17 protein-coding genes and 1 pseudogene are annotated in these 18454 nt (G+C 62.0%); 6 read left to right on the plus strand and 12 right to left on the minus strand.

The features are described from left to right. Positions 1–385 precede the first annotated feature (385 nt). The 4 genes and pseudogenes from BW995_RS20440 to BW995_RS08605 form a co-directional block, all read right to left on the minus strand. Positions 386–1012: a hypothetical protein gene (locus BW995_RS20440; RefSeq protein ID WP_139332834.1), complete on the minus strand. Its 627-nt coding sequence runs from the start codon at positions 1010–1012 to the stop codon at positions 386–388. Positions 1013–1017: 5 nt separating this feature from the next. Continuing rightward, the gene (locus tag BW995_RS08595) at positions 1018–1491 is read right to left on the minus strand and encodes a hypothetical protein (protein ID WP_076399797.1); all 474 of its coding nucleotides are present in this window, start codon (positions 1489–1491) and stop codon (positions 1018–1020) included. 120 nt (positions 1492–1611) lie between these two features. After that, a pseudogene (locus BW995_RS08600) lies at positions 1612–1755 on the minus strand (IS5/IS1182 family transposase); the annotation flags it as partial. A 302-nt stretch (positions 1756–2057) separates the two neighbouring features. Then, positions 2058–2603, minus strand: coding sequence for an EF-hand domain-containing protein (locus tag BW995_RS08605; RefSeq protein ID WP_076399798.1), 546 nt, complete (start codon positions 2601–2603; stop codon positions 2058–2060). A 149-nt stretch (positions 2604–2752) separates the two neighbouring features. On the opposite strand from BW995_RS08605, the gene BW995_RS08610 reads away from it, so the two are divergent. Genes BW995_RS08610 through BW995_RS08620 form a run of 3 tightly spaced genes read left to right on the plus strand, consistent with a single transcriptional unit; the run spans position 2753 to position 5678 of the window. Then, complete coding sequence (locus BW995_RS08610; protein WP_139332835.1) at positions 2753–3544, plus strand: PepSY domain-containing protein; 792 nt, start codon at positions 2753–2755, stop codon at positions 3542–3544. Positions 3545–3556: 12 nt separating this feature from the next. Then, the gene (locus BW995_RS08615; protein ID WP_076399800.1) at positions 3557–4222 is read left to right on the plus strand and encodes a response regulator transcription factor; all 666 of its coding nucleotides are present in this window, start codon (positions 3557–3559) and stop codon (positions 4220–4222) included. Next, positions 4215–5678, plus strand: a complete 1464-nt coding sequence (locus BW995_RS08620; RefSeq protein ID WP_076399801.1) for a sensor histidine kinase — start codon at positions 4215–4217, stop codon at positions 5676–5678. Before BW995_RS08615 ends, BW995_RS08620 begins: the two co-directional genes overlap by 8 nt. Here the strand turns inward: BW995_RS08620 and BW995_RS08625 are convergent. Further along, complete coding sequence (locus tag BW995_RS08625) at positions 5638–6582, minus strand: AEC family transporter (RefSeq protein ID WP_076399802.1); 945 nt, start codon at positions 6580–6582, stop codon at positions 5638–5640. The genes BW995_RS08620 and BW995_RS08625 overlap by 41 nt on opposite strands. A 161-nt stretch (positions 6583–6743) precedes the next feature. Further along, positions 6744–9008, minus strand: a complete 2265-nt coding sequence (locus BW995_RS08630) for a methyl-accepting chemotaxis protein (RefSeq protein ID WP_076399803.1) — start codon at positions 9006–9008, stop codon at positions 6744–6746. 236 nt (positions 9009–9244) lie between these two features. On the opposite strand from BW995_RS08630, the gene yddG reads away from it, so the two are divergent. Then, on the plus strand, positions 9245–10174 hold the full coding sequence (gene yddG / locus BW995_RS08635; protein WP_084194694.1) for an aromatic amino acid exporter YddG: 930 nt from the start codon (positions 9245–9247) through the stop codon (positions 10172–10174). A 43-nt stretch (positions 10175–10217) separates the two neighbouring features. Here the strand turns inward: yddG and hspQ are convergent, their stop codons facing one another. Beyond that, positions 10218–10547, minus strand: a complete 330-nt coding sequence (gene hspQ, locus BW995_RS08640) for a heat shock protein HspQ (RefSeq protein WP_076399804.1) — start codon at positions 10545–10547, stop codon at positions 10218–10220. Positions 10548–10665: 118 nt separating this feature from the next. Continuing rightward, a complete protein-coding gene (locus tag BW995_RS08645) occupies positions 10666–12114 on the minus strand; it encodes a methyl-accepting chemotaxis protein (protein WP_084194695.1) in 1449 nt (482 codons plus the stop codon). Between the two features lie 377 nt (positions 12115–12491). On the opposite strand from BW995_RS08645, the gene BW995_RS08650 reads away from it, so the two are divergent. Beyond that, a complete protein-coding gene (locus BW995_RS08650; protein ID WP_076399805.1) occupies positions 12492–13193 on the plus strand; it encodes a cytidylate kinase-like family protein in 702 nt (233 codons plus the stop codon). An 80-nt stretch (positions 13194–13273) separates the two neighbouring features. On the opposite strand, the gene BW995_RS08655 is transcribed toward BW995_RS08650, so the two are convergent. From BW995_RS08655 to purD, 4 genes are all read right to left on the minus strand, one after another. Then, positions 13274–13654 (minus strand): VOC family protein, encoded by a 381-nt coding sequence (locus tag BW995_RS08655; RefSeq protein WP_076399806.1) that lies wholly within the window; start codon positions 13652–13654, stop codon positions 13274–13276. Positions 13655–13792: 138 nt separating this feature from the next. Further along, entirely contained in the window at positions 13793–14494 is a 702-nt protein-coding gene (locus BW995_RS08660; RefSeq protein WP_076399807.1) for a helix-turn-helix transcriptional regulator, read from the minus strand. Continuing rightward, positions 14495–15391 carry a hypothetical protein gene (locus BW995_RS08665; protein WP_076399808.1) on the minus strand — a complete coding sequence of 299 codons (897 nt, stop codon included), beginning with the start codon at positions 15389–15391 and terminating at the stop codon, positions 14495–14497. Positions 15392–15410: 19 nt separating this feature from the next. Beyond that, a complete protein-coding gene (gene purD, locus BW995_RS08670) occupies positions 15411–16700 on the minus strand; it encodes a phosphoribosylamine--glycine ligase (protein WP_076399809.1) in 1290 nt (429 codons plus the stop codon). Positions 16701–16773: 73 nt separating this feature from the next. On the opposite strand from purD, the gene xseA reads away from it, so the two are divergent. Then, on the plus strand, positions 16774–18411 hold the full coding sequence (gene xseA, locus BW995_RS08675; protein WP_076399810.1) for an exodeoxyribonuclease VII large subunit: 1638 nt from the start codon (positions 16774–16776) through the stop codon (positions 18409–18411). Positions 18412–18454: the final 43 nt, after the last annotated feature.

The raw sequence follows: 18454 nt of genomic DNA on the forward strand, positions 1-18454 counted from the left end.
CTGGGAGCCACATAAGAGCATTGGAAAAGCAAACGAGGTCGTACTGTAGCGCGCCGATTGCAAGGGGGGCTGGCTTATTTGTGGTCGTCATAGCCCGTTCTCTCGCCCTATAGAACTAAGGCCTCGCCTGCAGGTACGATGGATGTCGGCTTGCGACCCAGAGCCACCGGATAAATGTTCACGGCCTTGCTGCTAGGTCCTAATAAAGCACCAGCAACTTGGTGCCATAAAGAGGGGGCAGTTCTGCGATTCTACGCAGTCATAGCTCTTGCGAGTGGCGTAATAAAATTAAAGTCAGACGCCACAAGGATTTATCGGTAAGGTGCTGTATTTGTTCGATGTCTCCGAAAGTGAGTCGAGTTTATCGAGAATCTTCCAACTACTGCTATTTAGGCTCTGATTCGCTCTGTCCACTAGCTTCATGGTCCGCACTCAGTGCGCGGGCCTTATTCTCAGTCTCGATCCGCTTCAAACCTTCCGGCTGAACCACATCAATCAAAACCCCTATATTTTCAAAACTATCCTTCTGTTGGCTAAGTTTTTTTTGGGCCTCCTTGGTGATCTTGAGTTCTGGGTTAGTGAAAAGTAAGAGATGAACGTGGAATGTTGGGCTTCTACTTGAATTGGCAGCATGGTTATCAATCATATCAGCAGAAACTGTTTTCCCGCTTTTTACGTCAATTCTTACATTAATCTTTCCGGTATTAGTGTCGCTACCCAGAAATTTTAGTTTCTCTGGTTCGATCCCAGTCATTGTGCCGACTAATTCTTTTACTTCTTCAGAACTTCCTACCACGTCAATGTCATGTCCGCCGTCTGGGGAATTGGTGACTGATGGTCTCGTGACTTCTAAAGTTGCGGTATGCAGAGCGCGCGTTGATAGCGCGGAAAGACATCTATGCTCTGCCTTTCTTGCAATGTCAGCAGTCGCCACAGCTGAGACGGGGGCGATAACCGGGGTCTTGGTGACTGGAGTATTCTCTGGAGTCCCACCGATTTCAGTTGAACACATTTCTATCACCCTAGCTTCAGAATTGCACCAGGCTCGGTGACGTACTTTGCCTGCATCTCACTAAAAATATCAATGAGGCTGATAAGAATCCGAAACTTTGCAATGGCTACTGATGTAGGATCCAATTCCCTCTGGCTAGGAAGGTTATTAAATAAAGTAAGATTTGAGTCTTTCGGCTGGGAAAATGGCGTATCAGCCTCTGAATTTAGCAACTTGTACTCATGAATGAGTAAATTGTTGAATATGATTCTCAGCCAATTGATGATTTTGGGGACGTCATCCCTAGCAAAGTAATCAATCTCAAAAAAATCTTCTTTGGCACCATCATAATAAATATTGCGTTTCTGAGAAGGAAATTTTTCTCTAATAGTATTCAGAGTTGACAGGGGGATTTGCTCACACCTCGCAGTGCGCATACCCTCTTCGACCAAATCATCGCCATTACGTTGATAAATCACCAAGTTTAAACTTGTAGACATTTACACTCCACGTCCGTCAGTAAGCTGACTAGTACGTATATATAGTATATGCAAGAGTTCTAGATTCCTAGAAGGAAAAACGTTGATCAAGCCGGAAGTAGTTCTAGACGGCGTTGACATTCATCGGGTCCAGATAAATGCTCTGACGAGACACAATAGGGAAAGAAACGCCCTTGGGGTCTGATCGTAGCGTGTTGCAATCCGCCGGAAGTGCTTGATTTTTAGGAAGAAGCGTTCGACGAGGTTGCGCTCGCAGTAGAGGGCGGGTAATCCTCCCCTTTTTAATGGGGTGCTGCAGTAGAGTTATCCGGGCCCGTGGGAATCCTGAATGTCAACGCCGTCTAGCCATGGTGAAATAAAAAAGGCGCCCGTTCGTGAGGGAAACGAACGGGCGTTTGAGTTGGGTGTGAATAGGAACAGAAGTTACAAGAGAGAGGTGAGTGGGAGGGATCCTCCCCCGACCGGCACGGTTGGGGGAGGCAGGCGGATCATGACAAAGCCGGGATATGCCCTGTCATGGGGTGGAAATCATTCTCGTAACCTTGCGGTTACTCGGGATTTGCGGGTTAACGCTTCGGCGGCGGGCCACCGGGCATCGGCATTGCTTCCAGTTCGTCCAGCGAGATCAGGCCGTCGCCGTTTTTGTCCAGCGCCTCGAAACGGTGGCGTTCGGCGTCGTGGAACTCTTCGCGGCTGACGATGCCGTCGCCGTTGCGGTCCATTGCCTTGAACATCTCGTCCTGACGACCTTCCTTCGGGCCCCGGCCGCCATCCGGCGGCGGGCCTTTGGGGCCACTCCGGTCATCGGGGCCACGGCCAGACGGCGGGGCTCCCTCGCCACCCCTTGGCATGTCGGGCGGGGCGGCCTTGAATTCATCGAGACTGAGGTCGCCACTGTGGTCGCTGTCGATCTGGTCAAAGCGGGCGTCAAAATGCTGGCGCAGTTCGTCGCGGGAAATCATCTGGTCGCCGTTGCGGTCAAACATTGCCATCATCGCTGGCGCCATCGACGGCGGGCGATCTTCGGCGGCAACACTCAGGCTGCCTGCAACGGTCAGCATCACCACGCCCAGTGCCGTCAGGGTCGCGCCCCATACCGTTGTCCGATGCATCGTTTGTGCTCCTGTGCTGCTCCGCTGAACTGATGACGCCAACACTAGCCATCGCAACCTGAACGGACTCTGAAGCAGAAATTCAGATACCATTCAGCAAAATCAGCTATAACAATCCGATGCGAAAAATCATCCTCATACCGATGGCCGTGGCTGTCTTTGCGGGGACTCTGGCCAGCAATGGTGTCTCGTCCCTTCCGTCCTTTGTGGTATTGGCGTCGGCCCATGCCGATGATGACCATGGGGATGACCATGGGGACCACGATGATCGCAGGGACGACGATGACGATCCCCGCCCACCCCGCCAGCGGCCAGACATGCCGCGTGGCGCGGGGCAGCGTGACTTTCCGCCGCCTCCGCCTGGAATGATGCCCGGCCCGCCGCCGCGTCCGGGCTGGCTGCTGGGATTGACCCCCGAAGACCACGATGAAGCCCGTGCAGCCTTGCAGGCTGGCCAGATCGTCTCGTTGCGGGCGATCCTCGAGGTTGCCGAGCGTGATTTTCAGGGCCAGATGCTGGAAGCCGAGCTGGAGCACCATGATGACGCCTGGCGCTATGAACTGAAGATGCTGGCCCCGGACGGCAGCATCCTCAAACTGTACTACAACGCCGAGCGCCCCGAACTGATGAAAGCCAAGGGCCACGGGTTGCTGACCTGGTACAAGGGGGATCGCAATACTTTGCCGCCCGCGCTGGAGGAAGCCCGTCGCCGGATGGAAAGCCGCCATGGCGATGGCGACAAGGATGAGGGCCGCCGCCGGGGTCCGGGGTGGTTTTCATCGGATGGTCCCCCACCCCTGCCGCAACCCTCGTCTCCTGACGCGCCGGGGCGTGACGGGAAAGCCCCTGAAGGGGCGCCACCACCTCCCCCGGCAAGCACTCCACCTGCCGCCCCCGAGCGGGCATGGTATGATCGCTGGCTGGGCTGGATCTGGGAATAAGGATACGTTCTGATGCGTTTACTGGTCGTGGAAGACGAACCAACCCTGAATGCCCAGTTGTGCCGGGCACTGGAAGCCGCAGGCTATGTCGCCGACAGCGCCCATGATGGCGAGGAGGGCTGGTACCTTGGCGACAGCGAGCCGTATGATGCCATCATTCTCGATCTCGGCCTGCCCAAGATTGACGGTCTGACCATTCTGAAACGCTGGCGGGCGGCCGGGCGCGGGTTGCCGGTGCTGGTGCTGACCGCGCGCGCCTCGTGGCAGGAAAAGGTCGATGGCATTGATGCCGGGGCTGATGATTATCTGGCCAAACCGTTCCAGATGGAAGAATTGCTGGCCCGCCTGCGGGCCCTGATCCGCCGCTCCAGCGGTCACGCCAGTGCGGAACTGACCTGTGGCCCGGTCCGGCTGGATACCCGTTCTGGCGTGGTGACGGTCAGTGGCATGTCGATTACCCTGACCTCGCACGAATACCGGGTTCTCAGCTATCTGATGCACCATCCCGGCAAGGTGATTTCGCGCACCGAGCTGACCGAGCACCTTTATGCCCAGGATTTCGACCGCGATTCCAATACCATCGAAGTGTTCATCGGCCGCCTGCGCCGCAAGCTGGGGGTGGATGTGATCCATACCGTGCGCGGGTTGGGCTATCGTCTGGACCCGCCGGATGCCTGATACTGCCACCCCGCCGACAGCATCGGCTGAACCGACAGCCCAGTCCCGGGGCAGCCTGCGCCTGCGCCTGATGCTGGGGGCGGCCATCTGGGTCTTTGCCGCGCTGGCGGTGGCGGTGGTGGTGCTGCGCGGGCTGTTCGTCGCCTATGTCGAAGACCAGATCCGCGAGCGACTGATCACCGACCTGAACCAGTTGGTGGCCTATACCGAGGTCGATGCCAGCGGCAATGCCTCGCTGAGCCAACCGCTGTCCGAACCGCAGTTTCATCGTCCCTTGTCCGGCCTGTACTGGCAGATCGAGACGGCGGACGGGCGCGGTGTGTTGCGCTCCCGCTCGTTGTGGGATGGCGTGCTGCAGGTGCCGCATCTGCCGGTGCCCGCCAACGGCGACGGTGACATTCAGACCCACACCACCACTGGCCCGACCGGCAGCCGCCTGTTGATTGCCGAGCGGATGGTAACCTTCCCGGACTATGACAAGCCGCTGCGCCTGATGGTCGGCTGGGATGAAAGCAAGCTGCAAGGGCTGATCGACGCCTTTACCCGCACCCTCAGCTGGTCGTTCGTGGTGCTGGCGGTGGGGATTGTCGGGGCGGCCTGGGCGCAGATTGCCTTTGGTCTGGGTCCGTTACGTCGCCTGCGTGGGGCGCTGGCGGCGGTTGGCAATGGCCAGAACCGCCGCTTGCTGGGAACCTATCCGCGCGAAGTGATGCCGCTGGTCGAAGACCTGAACGCCATGCTGGACCGCAACGCGCGGATGATGAGCAGCGCCAGCGAAACGGCGGGCAATCTGGCCCATGGCCTGAAAACACCACTGGCGATCATTGCCAACGAAGCGGTGGCGCTGGCCGAACGCGGCGATCATGAAGGCAGTGCCTTGCTCACCCAGCAGGTCGAGTTGATGCGGCGGCAGGTTGACCACCATCTGGCCCGCGCCCGCGCACAGGCGGCGGGCGAGGCCCGTGGTCTGAAAACGCCGGTTTCGCCTTCGCTGACCCGCCTGTCGCGGGTGCTGGGACGGTTGAGTGACTGCCGTATTGATGTGCTGGAAGAAGCGCCGCCGACCTTTCGCGGCGATGCCCAGACACTGGAAGAAATTCTCGGCAACCTGATGGAAAACGCCTGTAAATGGGCCAGGGGACAGGTGCAGGTGCGGGCCCGGCAGGGGCGCTTTGCCTCGGGGGGGATGTGCCTCGAACTGGTGATTGCCGATGACGGGCCGGGCATCCCCGAAGACCGCTTTGACGACGTTCTGCGACGCGGGCGGCGGCTGGATGAAAGCAAGCCCGGCAGCGGGCTGGGGCTGTCAATCGTCGATGACCTGACCCGTGCCGCCAATGGCACCCTGACCCTTGGGCGGTCTCCGCTGTTGGGCGGGTTGCAGGTGATTGTCCAGTTGCCATCGGCAGGCAGGCTTACAACGGCGGCAGCAGGGCAATCAGAGCCGTCAGCGTAAACACCGAAATCACCGTTGACAGCACCACAATGGCGGTGGCCCGCTGGGTATAGCAATTGTACTTGCGGGCCATCACATAGGCATTGGCTCCGGTGGGCATGGCGGCGGACAGGATCAGGATGGTGGACCAGCCCGACGGCACGTCGATCACGTAGCGGGTCAGCAGCCAGACCAGCATCGGCAGGACGGTTACCTTCAGCACCGCCATCACCACCGCTTCGATCAGGTCGCCGCCCAGTTTGCAGGCGGCGAGGGTGGCTCCGACGGCAAACAGCGAGGTCGGGGCAGCGGCTTCGCCCAGCAAGGCCAGTGTGTCATTCAGCAACGACGGAAAGGGCAGCCCGAGACTGCCGTATACCAGTCCCCCCAGCGCAGCGGCGGCGATGGGATTGCTGATCACCGATCGCAGGCTGTTCCACACAATCCGCCCGATCCCGCCAGCGGCTCCGTTTGATCGCCCCAGCGTGACGCCCAGCGTGGTCAGGGTGAACAGGATCGGGGAATGGACCATCACAATCAGCATCACCGGCACCAGCCCGGCCGTTCCGTAAGCCCGCTGGATCAACGGCAGGCCAATCAGCACCAGATTGGAAAAGGTTCCGGCCATGGCGGCCAGCGAACTGGTATCGACCGCTTGCCGGAACAGGCGGCGGGAGACCCACCAGCAGAACAGGAAATGCGGGATGGCTGCGCCATAATAGGCCAGCAACAGCGACGGGCTGAACTGCTGTTGTACCGAACCACTGGCCAGCGTGCGAAAGATCACCGCCGGGATAGCCAGATAAAAAATGAAATTGACGATCCCGTTGATACCGGCGTCGCTGATCAGCTGGCGATGGGCGAACAGCCAGCCACAGGCCATGATGGCAAAAACGGGAGTAACGATGATCAGGGTCTGGTTCACGGCACACAACGGTCATTGGTAACAGGGGATACCGACCGTAGGGGGAGAACCGGTGTCCGACAAGGGCCGGTTGGCGATCTCCCTGAATTGTGCCAGTCCGAACGCAACAGCGGAGCCCGGTGAGGGGCCCCGCTGTTTGTGCTCATATGGTGGGGGGACGCTTACAGTTTGCGCATGCCATGCAGGAATTTTTCCACTTCCTGATCCAGACTGCCCGCATCAACGGCCAGCTCTTCGGCGGCGCGACGGATGGAACTGGTCTGTTCGGTGGCAGAACTGGCCTGTGTTGCCACCTGCGAAATGTTGACCGTCACGTCGTGGGCTGCCTGCGATGCCTGATGGATGTTGTGGGCGATTTCCCGCGTGGCAGCGCCTTGTTCTTCGACGGCATGGGCCACCTGGGCAGCCAGTTCGCGCAGGCGGGTAATGGTTGACTGCACACCATTGATCGAGCTGACCGCGCCACGGGTGGCCATCTGGATGTCGTCGACCTTCACGCGGATGTTTTCCGTGGCATGGGCGGTTTGCGCGGCCAGTTGTTTGACCTCGTTGGCGACCACCGCAAAGCCCTTGCCGGCATCGCCCGCGCGGGCCGCTTCGATGGTGGCGTTCAGCGCCAGCAGGTTGGTCTGTTCAGCGATGTCGGTGATCAACTGGACCACTTCGCCAATCTCGGCAGCGGCCTTGGCCAGCCCTTCGACGGTGATAACCGCATCGTCAACAGCCTGTGATGCCTGCTTGGCTCCGTTGGCCGATTCCCCGACGCTGCGCACGATTTCGGCTTCGGCGGCGGACAGTTGCTCGGTGGCCGAGGCGACGGTCTGCACGTTGACCCCCATCTCTTCGGCGGCAGATGCCACTCCGGCGGCCCGCTCGCTGACGTCGGTCGAGATGGTCCCCATCTGCCCGGCGGCGCTGGTCAATCCCTGGGCGGCATTGGCGACCGACGAGGAAACGGCTCGCACCTTGCTTTCGAAGTCGTCGGCCAGCTTGACGTATTTGGTCACGTCATCCCAGTTCAGCATCGGGCCCATATAGCTGCCGTCGCGGTCATAGGTGGGGGTGACGTAGTTTTCGATCACCAGACCGGCCATGGTGAACTTGCCGCGATAGGGCAGGTTTTTCGGGTCGCGCAGCAGGTTTTCGATCATCTCTGGCCGTTTGTGGAACGACATCACGCTGGCGCCGACGGCATCGCGCGAGCTTTTGCCCAGCGGGGCCAGCATGTGGTCCAGCAGGTCGCGGGCGGCTTTGTTGGCATAGGTGATCACCAGTGTTGACGGGTCGCACAGCATGACGCGGGCAGGCTGAACCTCGACCATCTGGCGCAGGCGAAAGGCTTCGGCGACCTCGGTGCGCAGGACGGCCATTGCGCGCGCCATCGCCCCGATTTCCTCTTTCTGGCCGGTGCGCGGAATGTCGATGGCGCTGTGCCCCTCGGACAGGGCCGAGGCGACGCGGGTCATGTCCTGCATGGCCCCACCGATATGGCGGGCAAGGATCAGGGCCACCCCGACGGTGACCAGCAGCACCAGTCCCATCACCATGATCGCGGTTTGGCGCGCCTGTCCGCTTTCGCTGGCCACCTGCTGCTCCAGAGCCTGAATGTCAGAACTGGCCTTGTCGGCGATCAAGCGGATGGCAGCAACCACCTGCTGTTCGTTTTTGGGCAAGGTCTCGTTCAGATAGGTCGAAACGGCGCGGGAGTCCTCGACGGCCTTGTTGAACGAGTCAATCCAGCCCGGCATGATCGACAGCGACAGGTTCAACTGTTCATTGACGCCGGGGGCGGTGATGCCCTTTTTCTGCTCGCTGGCGATCAGCTCGTTCAGTTCCTGCAGGGCCTTGCGGGTGGCGTCGAGGTCCTTTTCGTTCGAGACGTCGAAGTAGCGCTGGATGCGCAGGCGGGCCAGCAACAGTTTTTCCTGCATGGTGCCGATCTGTGCCGCCAGGCGATAATCGCCACTGTCTTTTGCCAGCTTGGCAGCTTCGGACAAACCTTTGCGGACCTCGATCCCCAGCGGGGTGACCTTGTCGACCTTCAGGCTGTACAGGCTGCGGGCGTTTTGGGCCATCGGCGTAAAACCGTCCTGAAACGCCTTGACGGCGGCAAGGGTGGCGGTGCTGTCAGGCAATGAGCCGGCCTGTTTCAGCACGGTGGCAAACAGGCTGTTGGCGGCATTCAGGTCGCTGTCAGACAGCGATTGAAAGAAGGTGCGGGCCAGACGGCTGGCATCAATGATGTTGCTTTTGGCTTCGAGAACGACCTGCACGCGCTGGTCGCCTCCACTCATTTCCGAGGACCGGTGGGCCATGTCCCCCATCTTGCCGAGCATGAACAACATGACGGCGGTGTTGATCACCAGCAGCAGAGCCATGCTGAGCAGGATTTTCGGAAAGATGCGCAAGTTCTGGAAAAGGGCCATGATATCTTCCTTGGACGGGCGACCGGTCGACAGTGCCCCCTTCCTGTCGAAGTGGGGGGGAACAAGGCATTCTAACCGGGAATGGAATGAAATGGTATATTGCTTCCGCCAAGTAACATGGGAACACGGCAGGGTGGATTCCAATAGGACAGAAAGCAGAAAAACCGCTATCCATGTCGGTGGCCCGGCCTGACAGCAGGGGCTGTCGCGTATCCCTCTGATATGGAACCCGAACTGTGACTGACACTGTGCATCCGTCCAGCGGCAAGGCAACGGCAACCGGTGTGCTGGCCCTGGTGTCGTGGGCAACGCTGGCCATTCTGACCGTGGGGGCAGGGACTGTACCGCCGTTCCTGATGGTCGGTCTGGCCTTTACCATTGCCGCTTCGCTGGCGGTGATCAAGTGGCTGATCAAAGGGGAATCGCCGCTGGTGCACCTGCGTCAGCCGTTACGGGCGTGGGCGCTGGGGATTTTCGGGCTGTTTGGCTATCACGTCCTGATCTTCCTTGCCCTGCAAAGCGCACCGCCGGTCGAAGCCAACCTGATCAATTATCTGTGGCCGTTGCTGATCGTGTTCTTTTCCGGCTTTTTGCCCGGCCACCGTCTGCACTGGTTCCAGATCGGGGGCACCCTGATGGGGCTGATCGGGGTGGTGGTGCTGGTGCTGGGTAAAAGCGGCCAGGGGCTGAGCTTTGACCCGCAATATGCCGTTGGTTATGGCGCGGCGCTGGCCGCAGCGGTGGTGTGGGCGGCCTATTCGGTGCTGTCCCGCCTGTTTGCCACCGTGCCGACCGACGCTGTCGGTGGGTTCTGTGCCGTTGGCGCGGTGTTGGCCTTTGTCTGCCATGCCCTGTTTGAACCGGCCGGGTTACCGCAATCGCTCACCCAGTGGGGGCTGGTGCTGCTGTTGGGGCTGGGGCCTGCGGGTGGGGCGTTCTTTGTGTGGGATATCGGCATGAAGCACGGGGACATCCAGTTGCTGGGCACCCTGTCGTATGCGGTGCCGCTGATGTCGACGCTGTTGCTGATTGTGTTCGGGCCGGGGGCCCTGAACTGGGGCGTCGCCCTGTCGTGCCTGTTGATCGTCGGTGGAGCCTTGCTGGCCAGTCTCGACCGCTGGCGCAAACGTCCTGCCGGGGATGCCGTGACGGCGGAGACTCCCTGATCAGGGGCAGCCTGTCCGGTGAGGAAGTCTTACCGGGCAGGCATCAGTTCAGGACGTGCGGCAGGGGGACGTAATAATCGTCTTCCAGCGTGGCGAAATAGACCTCGACGTCGGGGTGATCGACCGGGTCGCCGCTTTCGTCTTCCTGCAGGTTCTGTTCCGACACATAGGCCATGTAGGGGCCGTTCTCGTTCTCGGCCAGCAGGTGGTAAAACGGCTGGTCTTTGGATGGCCGCATGTCCTCGGGGATGGACTGCCACCATTCCTCGCTGTTGGAAAAGGTCGGGTCAACATCATAGACCACGCCCCGGAATTCATAGACCCGGTGGCGGACAATCTGACCGATATGGAACCGCGCTGTGCGGATGGGCATTAGGGTATCTCCTGTCACGGCGGGGTCATATAGCGCAGCGCCTCCTCCCCTGCAAGGGAGGAGGGCACATTCGGCGCTGACAGCCGAGACAGGGGGATGATTACTGGCCGGGACTGTATTACAGCAGATAGCCCATGCGGAAGCCGCCCCAGTGGCGGCCCTGAATGGTGATCGGGGCGGACAGGTCCTTGCACATCACGAATTGCCCGCCGCCCATGTCACGGCGATAGCTGGTCAGGCGGAACGGTTTGGTGTTCTGCCCGGCCGCCAGACCGGTGGGGTCATTAAAGATGCGGCGGTTGCGGCAATTGGCGGCGTTCCACACCGGGTCTTTGCCTTGCGGCTGCGAGTATTTGCGATTGTGGGTCGGCAGATAGCCGTTGCGGTCAACGGCAACGCAGAACAGGATCTTGCTGTTGCGGGTCAGCAGCTCTTCCTGAATGGTGGGCAGCAGGCGATCGGTCAGCTCGGTAAAGCGGGTGGTCACCTGCTGGGGATCGGTGCCGGGAATCGGGGTATAGCGTTCGTCGAACAGGTCGGTGAGGCTGATCTGGCGGGCCTCGATCGCCTGTTCAAAGGCCTGGGTGATCCGGCGCGCGCCTTCACTGACCACATCAAGGAACAGCGAGTCTGCGGTGCGATAGCCCGCCAGCAAGGCGGTTTCGACCACCTTCTGGGTTTCCCACATCACGCTGGTGACCTGCTGGGCCGCCCCGCGCAGGGCGGTATTTTCGTGTTCGACCTCGGTGGTCAGGGTGCCCAGGGCCTGCACCACGCCGCGACAGCTTTCCTCGTTTTCCTCGGCCTCGCTGGTGATGGTGCTGATGCGGTGCGCCATCTGGGAAATTTCGCTGCTGAGGGTGGCGATGGTCTCGGCCAGTGTGCCGGTGGCCTGTTCGACGGTCCCCGCCCGGGTGATCGACGAGGCGCTTTCGTCGTTCAGTTCGCTGATGATGGTCGACAGCTGACCGACGGTTTCGACAATGTGCGAGGTGGCATTGCTGGTCTGTTGCGCCAGCGCCTTGACCTCACCCGCCACCACGCCAAAGCCCTTGCCGGCTTCTCCGGCGCGGGCGGCTTCGATGGTGGCGTTCAGGGCCAGCAGGCGGGTCTGGCGGGCAATGGCCTCGATTTCCTGCGACACATCGGAAACCCGTTGCAGGGCGGTGGACAGGCCGCCAAGGAAGGTTTCAATCTGGTTGACCGATCCGACCAGCGTCTGGATTTCACGAGTGGCCTGCTGCATGGTGCTGCTGGAGGCATTGGCCCGGTCCAGAACCTGACGGCTGACCTCTTCGGCATCACGGGCGGCATGGCCAATGTCGGCATTGGTCGACGCCATGTGTTCGGCGGCAGAGCGCAGGTCGGCGAATTGTTCGACGTGCGAACTGATCCGCGACGAGACGTGATCCAGCTCTGAACTGACGTTTGCCAGATTATCCCACAGGCCACCGATGGTCTCGGCCATCTGCTGTGCATTCCGCTCTCCGGACGGAGTCGGTGAACCGACCTCGAGGGCAGACCGCATCACCCCGTCGGGGGCGGCAAGGATGGGGGCCATACGCATGGGTTTTCCTCCGGAAGTGGCCTCGCTGCGGGCAGGCGAGCGGGCCTGTTTGCCTTTTTTGACGGGACTTTTGGATGGTCCTCTTGGGCTTGTGAAGCGATTATTATGCAGGTCGATATAGGTCTGGCGCAAGTCCAGCCAGAGCAACGCCTTATAGGCCTTTTGTCGCAAACCCCACAATAATACATATATATTCTATAGTGGGGGGCTCGCTTGTATAATGTCGATACACCGAGAGTGGCCACTTTTGGGCACATCTTATTCACCATTTGGATAAGGTGGGTATCGGTGGTATAATCAGCCCATAAAAGGACGTTCAGAGGCTGCGTCACAAACCCGCGCAGCGGGACGTTGCAACCCCGTCAGGGAGGGGTGTCATGACCACCACTTTGCACTCTGCCATTCAGGCCCTGCTGTCCAGCACCGTGCTGGACCCGCATCATGAAATGCACAAACCGGCCAAGCCGGTGATCACCCTGTCGCGCGATCATGGGGCCTTGGGGCGTCAGGTCGCTCTCGGCCTGTCGCAGCGGCTGGGTGTGCCGGTTTATGACCGGGAAATCCTCGACAAGGTGGCCGAGCGGCTGGATACCGACCCGCAGACCTTGAAGATGCTGGATGAATGTGTGGCGCGGGCCCGCGACATGTGGCTGGTGCGTCTGTTCACCGGCAAGGAACTGACCGAAGACGCCTATCGCACCCAACTGGTCAATGTGATCCTGAGTCTGGGGCGTGTTGGCGGCATCATTCTCGGTCGTGGCGCGAACGTGATCCTGTCGACCTCGTGCGCTTTGCGGGTGCGCATTACCGCCTCGCCCGAGGTTTGTTTGCAACGTGTGATGGCCCGCCATCATCTGGGCGAAGCCGAAGCGCGGGCACAGATCGAAGAGATCAATGCCAACCGTGGCCGTTTCGTGTGGGAACTGTTCCATCGCCGCAACAGCGATGCCACCAGCTTTGATCTGGTGATCAATACCGACCGCTTCGCCGATGCCGAGCCGGTGGTGGACCTGATCGAACAGGCTTATCGCACGCTGGAAAAGCAGGCAGTGGCGGAAAGCACCAAAGAGCCTGTCTGATCGGCCTGTTGTGTGAATGAATGAATGAATGACAAAACCGGAGAGCCTGAAAATGGCTCTCCGGTTTTGTTCTGCTGGCGTTATGCCTGCGGCATGGTGGCCGGAACAAACGCCCGCAGGCGGTGGCCGTCGGGGTCGCTGACGGTAAAGGTCAGGCCGAAGTCCATCGCCGTTACCGGCTGCTCCAGCGTGGCGCCAGCGGCCTGCCAGTCGGCGAGGGTCTGGAGCAGGGTGGTTTCGTCGGCAACGCTGATGGCATATTCCGAACCGCCGCCGGTCATCGTGGCGGCGGGCTGCACCTTGGCCCGGGCCCACAGGCCGAGCTTGACGCCGTTGTCCAGCACGAACAGGGCAAAGGTGTCGCTGGCCTCAACCGGCTGGCTGGCGAGCAGGGCGCTGTAAAAGGTGGCGCTCTGGCGCGGGTCTTCGACGTACAGCAGGATATAGGGCAGGGCGGTCATTGTGGTGGCTCCTGTTGGAAGTGGCGACAGGAGGGAGACTACCGCGCACTGCTGACAGTTTTTGTCAGCAGTGCGCGGGTCTAATTTTTTGTTCTGTCGCATTGTGCGAAAACCGGTTCCCACTTTTCGCACAATGCTTTAGCTAAAAAACCGCCCGGCCCTGATGCCTTCGGCCTTGCGCCAGGCCGTCAGCAACGCCCGCCGCCGCTGGGGCATGCGGGCGTCGAGTACGGTCATTGCCTGAATGCGGTCAGTGCGGAAATGGCGGAAGCCCTGCCGGGCCTCGCACCAGGCGATCAGCACCCGCACGCGGGCGAACAGGCCATAGCCGACCGGCCAGACAATCCGCTGGCTGTGGCTGCCGTTGGCATCCTGATAGGACAGGTTCAGCTTGCGTTCGCGGCGGATGGCATCGCGCAAAAGGGCAAGGTCGATCCGCTCTGGTTCGGGGGCGGGCGACGGGCCGATCAGCAGGCTGGCACTTTCGAGGGTCTCGCGCAGGTCGGGCGGCAGGACGGTGGCGACTTTGCTCAGCACGCTGTGGGCGGCATCGGCCAGCGGCTCGTCGGTTTGCTGCATCACCCAGCGACAGCCCAGCGCCAGCGCCTCCAGCTCTTCCGGTGAGAACATCAGCGGCGGCAGCAGAAAGCCGGGCCGCAGCAGGTAGCCAACACCGGCCTCGCCAGTGATGTCGGCCCCTTGCTCTTGCAGGGTGGCAATGTCGCGGTACACGGTGCGCAGGCTGACATCAAGCTGTTCGGCCAGAGCCTGCCCGCTGACCGGGTGGCGGTACTGGCGCAACAGGGCCAGCAAGCGCAGCAGGCGGGGGGCGCGGGCCATTTAGCCCAGTCCGACCAGCGGGCCAATCTCTGACAGGCGGGCGCTGAGAATCAGCTCGCGGTCCGGTTCACCCAGCATCGGGATGATCAGGGTCAGGTCTTTTGCTCCCAGCGCCAGATGCAGAACCCACAGCGGGTCGTGCGGCGGCAGCGGATCGACCAGCATCCCCCGCTGCGGGCAAAAGGCCGGGATGGCCTGACTGACCAGCCAGTTGGCACGGGCGGGCAGATAGCAGGCGGGCAGGCGGTGGGCATGGATGGTGCGTTCCAGCGCCATCTGATCGACAAAGCGGGTGGGCGCTTGCTGCAACAGGGCGCTGATTTCCTGCCCCCAGACGGCCCAGTGCGGTGCATCGGCGCGCAGGGCGAATACCCCCGAGTTCAGCGACGGCGTCAGCCCATAGCGTTCGGCATCCGCCGCACCATAGTAGCGCTGGATCAACAGGGCCTTTTGCGACATCTCGCGCTGGTCATGGATTTTCTTGTAGGCCGAGTGCATTTCCTCGACCAGCGCCATCCGGCCATCGGCAGCCCCCTGCACCAGCCAGTGCAGCACCGCGCCATCCTGTACCCAGGTATCGGCATCCAGCCAGATATAGGTCTGGAAGCCGGGGCAGTGGCGGGGCAGGAAGGCGCGGACGATCTGCGAGCGGAAATGCCCCGGTTGTTCAGAACGCGAGGGAAACTCCACGTCCCAGCCCGGTTCCACCAGCCGGGCACCCTGCTGGCGCACCCAGTCCTGCTGGTCCGGGGTCAGGCCGAGATCGAGCACTGCCAGCACATGCGGCTGGGCCTGTGCCCGCTGGCGCAACGAGCGCACCAGATCGCGCAGCAGGTCAAAATAGCCGCTGTCGGCAGCGGTGCAGACCACCACATCGGGATCAGTTGATGTCCACACCGCCGCCTCTCCTGTTGCTCTATTCGCCGTGCTGTTCGCGGGCGACGGCGCGCCAGCCGATATCCCGCCGACAGAAGCCCTTGGGCCAGTCGAGGGCATCGACCGCCTGATAGGCGCTGGCCTGTGCGGCGCGCACGGTGGCCCCACGAGCCGCCACGCCCAGCACCCGCCCACCGTTGGCGAGGATTTCACCGTTGGGTCCGGTTTTGGTCCCGGCATGGAACACGATGGCATTGTCCACCGCGTTGGCGGCGTCCAGCCCCTTGATCTCGCTGCCCTTGACGTAGGTACCCGGATAGCCTTCGGCGGCCATCACCACCACCATCGCGGTGTCGTCGGACCAGTCGAGCACGATATCGCCCAGACGGCCCTCGGCGGCGGCCAGCAGGGTGGCCAGCACATCGCTTTGCAGGCGCATCATCAGCACCTGACATTCCGGGTCGCCAAAGCGGACGTTGTATTCCAGCACTTTCGGGCCGTTGGCGGTGATCATCAGGCCGCAGAACAGCACACCGGTATAGGGATGGCCGATGGCCTTCATGTGGCGGACGGTCGGCAGGATGCAGGTTTCCATCACCTGATCGCGGATGGCATCGGTGAACACCGGAGCCGGGGAGTAAGCCCCCATGCCACCGGTGTTGGGTCCGGTATCGCCGTCGCCAACCGCCTTGTGATCCTGCGCCGCGACCAGCGCAATGGCGGTTTCACCGTCGGCAATGGCAAAGAAGCTGGCTTCTTCGCCGACGAGGAATTCTTCGATCACCAGTTCGTTGCCAGCATCGCCAAACACCTTGTCGCCCATCATTTCGTCGATGGCCTGTTCGGCTTCGGCAACGCTCTGGCACAGGATCACGCCCTTACCGGCGGCCAGACCATCGGTCTTGACCACGATCGGCGCGCCCTTTTCCCGCACGAACGCCTTGGCGCTGTCGATGTCGGTAAAGCGGCCATACCACGCGGTCGGCACACCGGCATCGCGCAGCACGTCCTTCATGAAGCCCTTGGAGCCTTCCAGCGCCGCCGCTCCGGCCTTGGGGCCGAACGCCTTGATGCCTTCGTCGGCCAGCGCATCGACCAGCCCCAGCACCAGCGGGGCTTCCGGGCCGACCACCACGAAGTCGATGGCGTTGTCCTTCACCCACTGCACCACCGCCGGAACGTCTTCGACATTCAGCGGAACGCAGGTGGCAACCTGGGCAATTCCGGCGTTCCCCGGCGCACAGAACAGGCTGTCGCACAGCGCCGAGCGGGAAATCGCCCAGCACAGGGCATGCTCACGACCACCGGAGCCAACCACGAGGACTTTCATCGGAAACCCTTTCGCATCTTGTATCATCTTAAGGCATTCACGCCGCCGCCTGTTTGTAGCATAACTGTCAGCCATGACCAGTCCTGCCGATGATCGCGGCCTTTTTGAGGCCGCTGCCCCCTCCGCCAACGCCGAGCATTCTCATAATGCTCCGGCGCGTTCTGTCTCGGAATTGTCCGCCGCGCTGAAGCGGACGGTCGAGGAGACCTATTCCCATGTGCGGGTGCGCGGCGAAATCAGCCAGCCCAAGCTGGCCGGGTCGGGGCATTGCTATCTGCGCCTGAAAGACGACTCTGCGGTGATTGACGCCATCATCTGGCGCGGCAGTTACAGCAGGCTGTCGGTCCGCCCGGAGGAAGGGTTGGAGGTGATCGCCGTCGGTCGCCTGACCACCTATCCGGGGCGGTCATCCTATCAGATCGTCATCGAAAGCATGGAACTGGCCGGGCAGGGTGCCCTGCTGAAGATGCTGGAAGAGCGCCGCCGCCGTCTGGCCGCCGAAGGGCTGTTTGCTCCTGAACGCAAGCGGCCTCTGCCGTTCCTGCCGCGCACCATCGGGGTGATCACCAGCCCGACCGGGGCGGTGATCCGTGACATTCTCCATCGCCTGAACGACCGCTTTCCGGTGCATGTGCTGGTCTGGCCGGTGCTGGTGCAGGGCGAGGGTGCCGCCCAGCAGGTGGCGCGGGCGGTGGCGGGCTTTAATGCCCTGCCTGCCGATGGCCGGGGGGCGGTGCCGCGCCCGGATGTGCTGATCGTGGCGCGTGGCGGTGGCTCGCTGGAAGACCTGATGGCCTTTAACGAAGAACTGGTGGTGCGGGCGGTGGCGGCCTCGGACATCCCGGTGATTTCGGCGGTCGGCCATGAAACCGATACCACCCTGTGCGACTTTGCCGCCGACCTGCGCGCCCCGACTCCCACCGGAGCCGCCGAAATGGTGGTGCCGGTGCGGCTGGACCTGCTGGCTCAGGTGCACGAGGGCGGCCAGCGGCTGACCGGCAGCCTGCGACGGCTGATCGCAGAACGGGCAATGCGCCTCGAAGGGCTGGCGCGCGGCTTGCCGCCGATTGAACGCCTGCTGGAAGAGCAGGTCCAGCGGCTGGATGAGCGCAGCGAACGCCTGACCCGCGCCGGGCGCGGCTATCTCGATCGCCGTCTGGCCGAGGTCCGCCATTTGGGCGCGGCCCTGCGCAGCCCGCGCGAGCAGATCGCCGCCAAGCAGGCGCAGTTGGGGCAAACCGCCGCTGCCTTGCGCTCGGCCAGCGACTATTTGATGCGCGATCAGGCAACCCGGCTGGGCCATCTGACCACCCGCCTGCGCCCTGACGGGGTGCTGAACGGCATGGCACGGGCCGAGCGTGACCTTGAGGGGCTGGGGCAGCGCCAGCACCAGGCCTTTGAACGGCGTCTGGCCGACCTGTCGCAACGCCTGACCGCCGCCAGCGAGCGGCTTCAGGCCAGCTCGCACGAGGCCGTCTTGCGCCGGGGCTATGCGCTGGTGCGCGATGAGCAGGGCGCGGTTCTGTCCGGGCAAGCCGCCGCTGTGGCCGCCGGGGCGGTACGGGTGCAGTTCCACGATGGCGACGTATCGGCGCAGGTGCATGGCCCGCTCGATGATGGCTCGGCCCCCGGCCCGGCAGAGCCCCCCGCCCGCCGTCCGGCGGCCCGCAAGGGCAAGGCCGGGGACGGGCGGCAGGAGAGTTTGTTTTAGGGGGGGAAGGGCAGGCTACCGCCCGCACCCGTTCGGGGGATGC

It is taken from the genome of Insolitispirillum peregrinum, assembly GCF_900156605.1.
Lineage (GTDB): Bacteria > Pseudomonadota > Alphaproteobacteria > Rhodospirillales > Rhodospirillaceae > Insolitispirillum > Insolitispirillum peregrinum.

Bases quoted from the DNA above. Each gene is read 5' to 3' on its own strand.
- BW995_RS20440 (WP_139332834.1), bottom strand. From the start codon at position 1,012: ATGTGTTCAACTGAAATCGGTGGGACTCCAGAGAATACTCCAGTCACC.
- BW995_RS08595 (WP_076399797.1), bottom strand. From the start codon at position 1,491: ATGTCTACAAGTTTAAACTTGGTGATTTATCAACGTAATGGCGATGAT.
- BW995_RS08605 (WP_076399798.1), bottom strand. From the start codon at position 2,603: ATGCATCGGACAACGGTATGGGGCGCGACCCTGACGGCACTGGGCGTG.
- BW995_RS08615 (WP_076399800.1), top strand. From the start codon at position 3,557: ATGCGTTTACTGGTCGTGGAAGACGAACCAACCCTGAATGCCCAGTTG.
- BW995_RS08620 (WP_076399801.1), top strand. From the start codon at position 4,215: ATGCCTGATACTGCCACCCCGCCGACAGCATCGGCTGAACCGACAGCC.
- BW995_RS08630 (WP_076399803.1), bottom strand. From the start codon at position 9,008: ATGGCCCTTTTCCAGAACTTGCGCATCTTTCCGAAAATCCTGCTCAGC.
- hspQ (WP_076399804.1), bottom strand. From the start codon at position 10,547: ATGCCCATCCGCACAGCGCGGTTCCATATCGGTCAGATTGTCCGCCAC.
- BW995_RS08645 (WP_084194695.1), bottom strand. From the start codon at position 12,114: ATGCGTATGGCCCCCATCCTTGCCGCCCCCGACGGGGTGATGCGGTCT.
- BW995_RS08650 (WP_076399805.1), top strand. From the start codon at position 12,492: ATGACCACCACTTTGCACTCTGCCATTCAGGCCCTGCTGTCCAGCACC.
- BW995_RS08655 (WP_076399806.1), bottom strand. From the start codon at position 13,654: ATGACCGCCCTGCCCTATATCCTGCTGTACGTCGAAGACCCGCGCCAG.
- BW995_RS08660 (WP_076399807.1), bottom strand. From the start codon at position 14,494: ATGGCCCGCGCCCCCCGCCTGCTGCGCTTGCTGGCCCTGTTGCGCCAG.
- purD (WP_076399809.1), bottom strand. From the start codon at position 16,700: ATGAAAGTCCTCGTGGTTGGCTCCGGTGGTCGTGAGCATGCCCTGTGC.
- xseA (WP_076399810.1), top strand. From the start codon at position 16,774: ATGACCAGTCCTGCCGATGATCGCGGCCTTTTTGAGGCCGCTGCCCCC.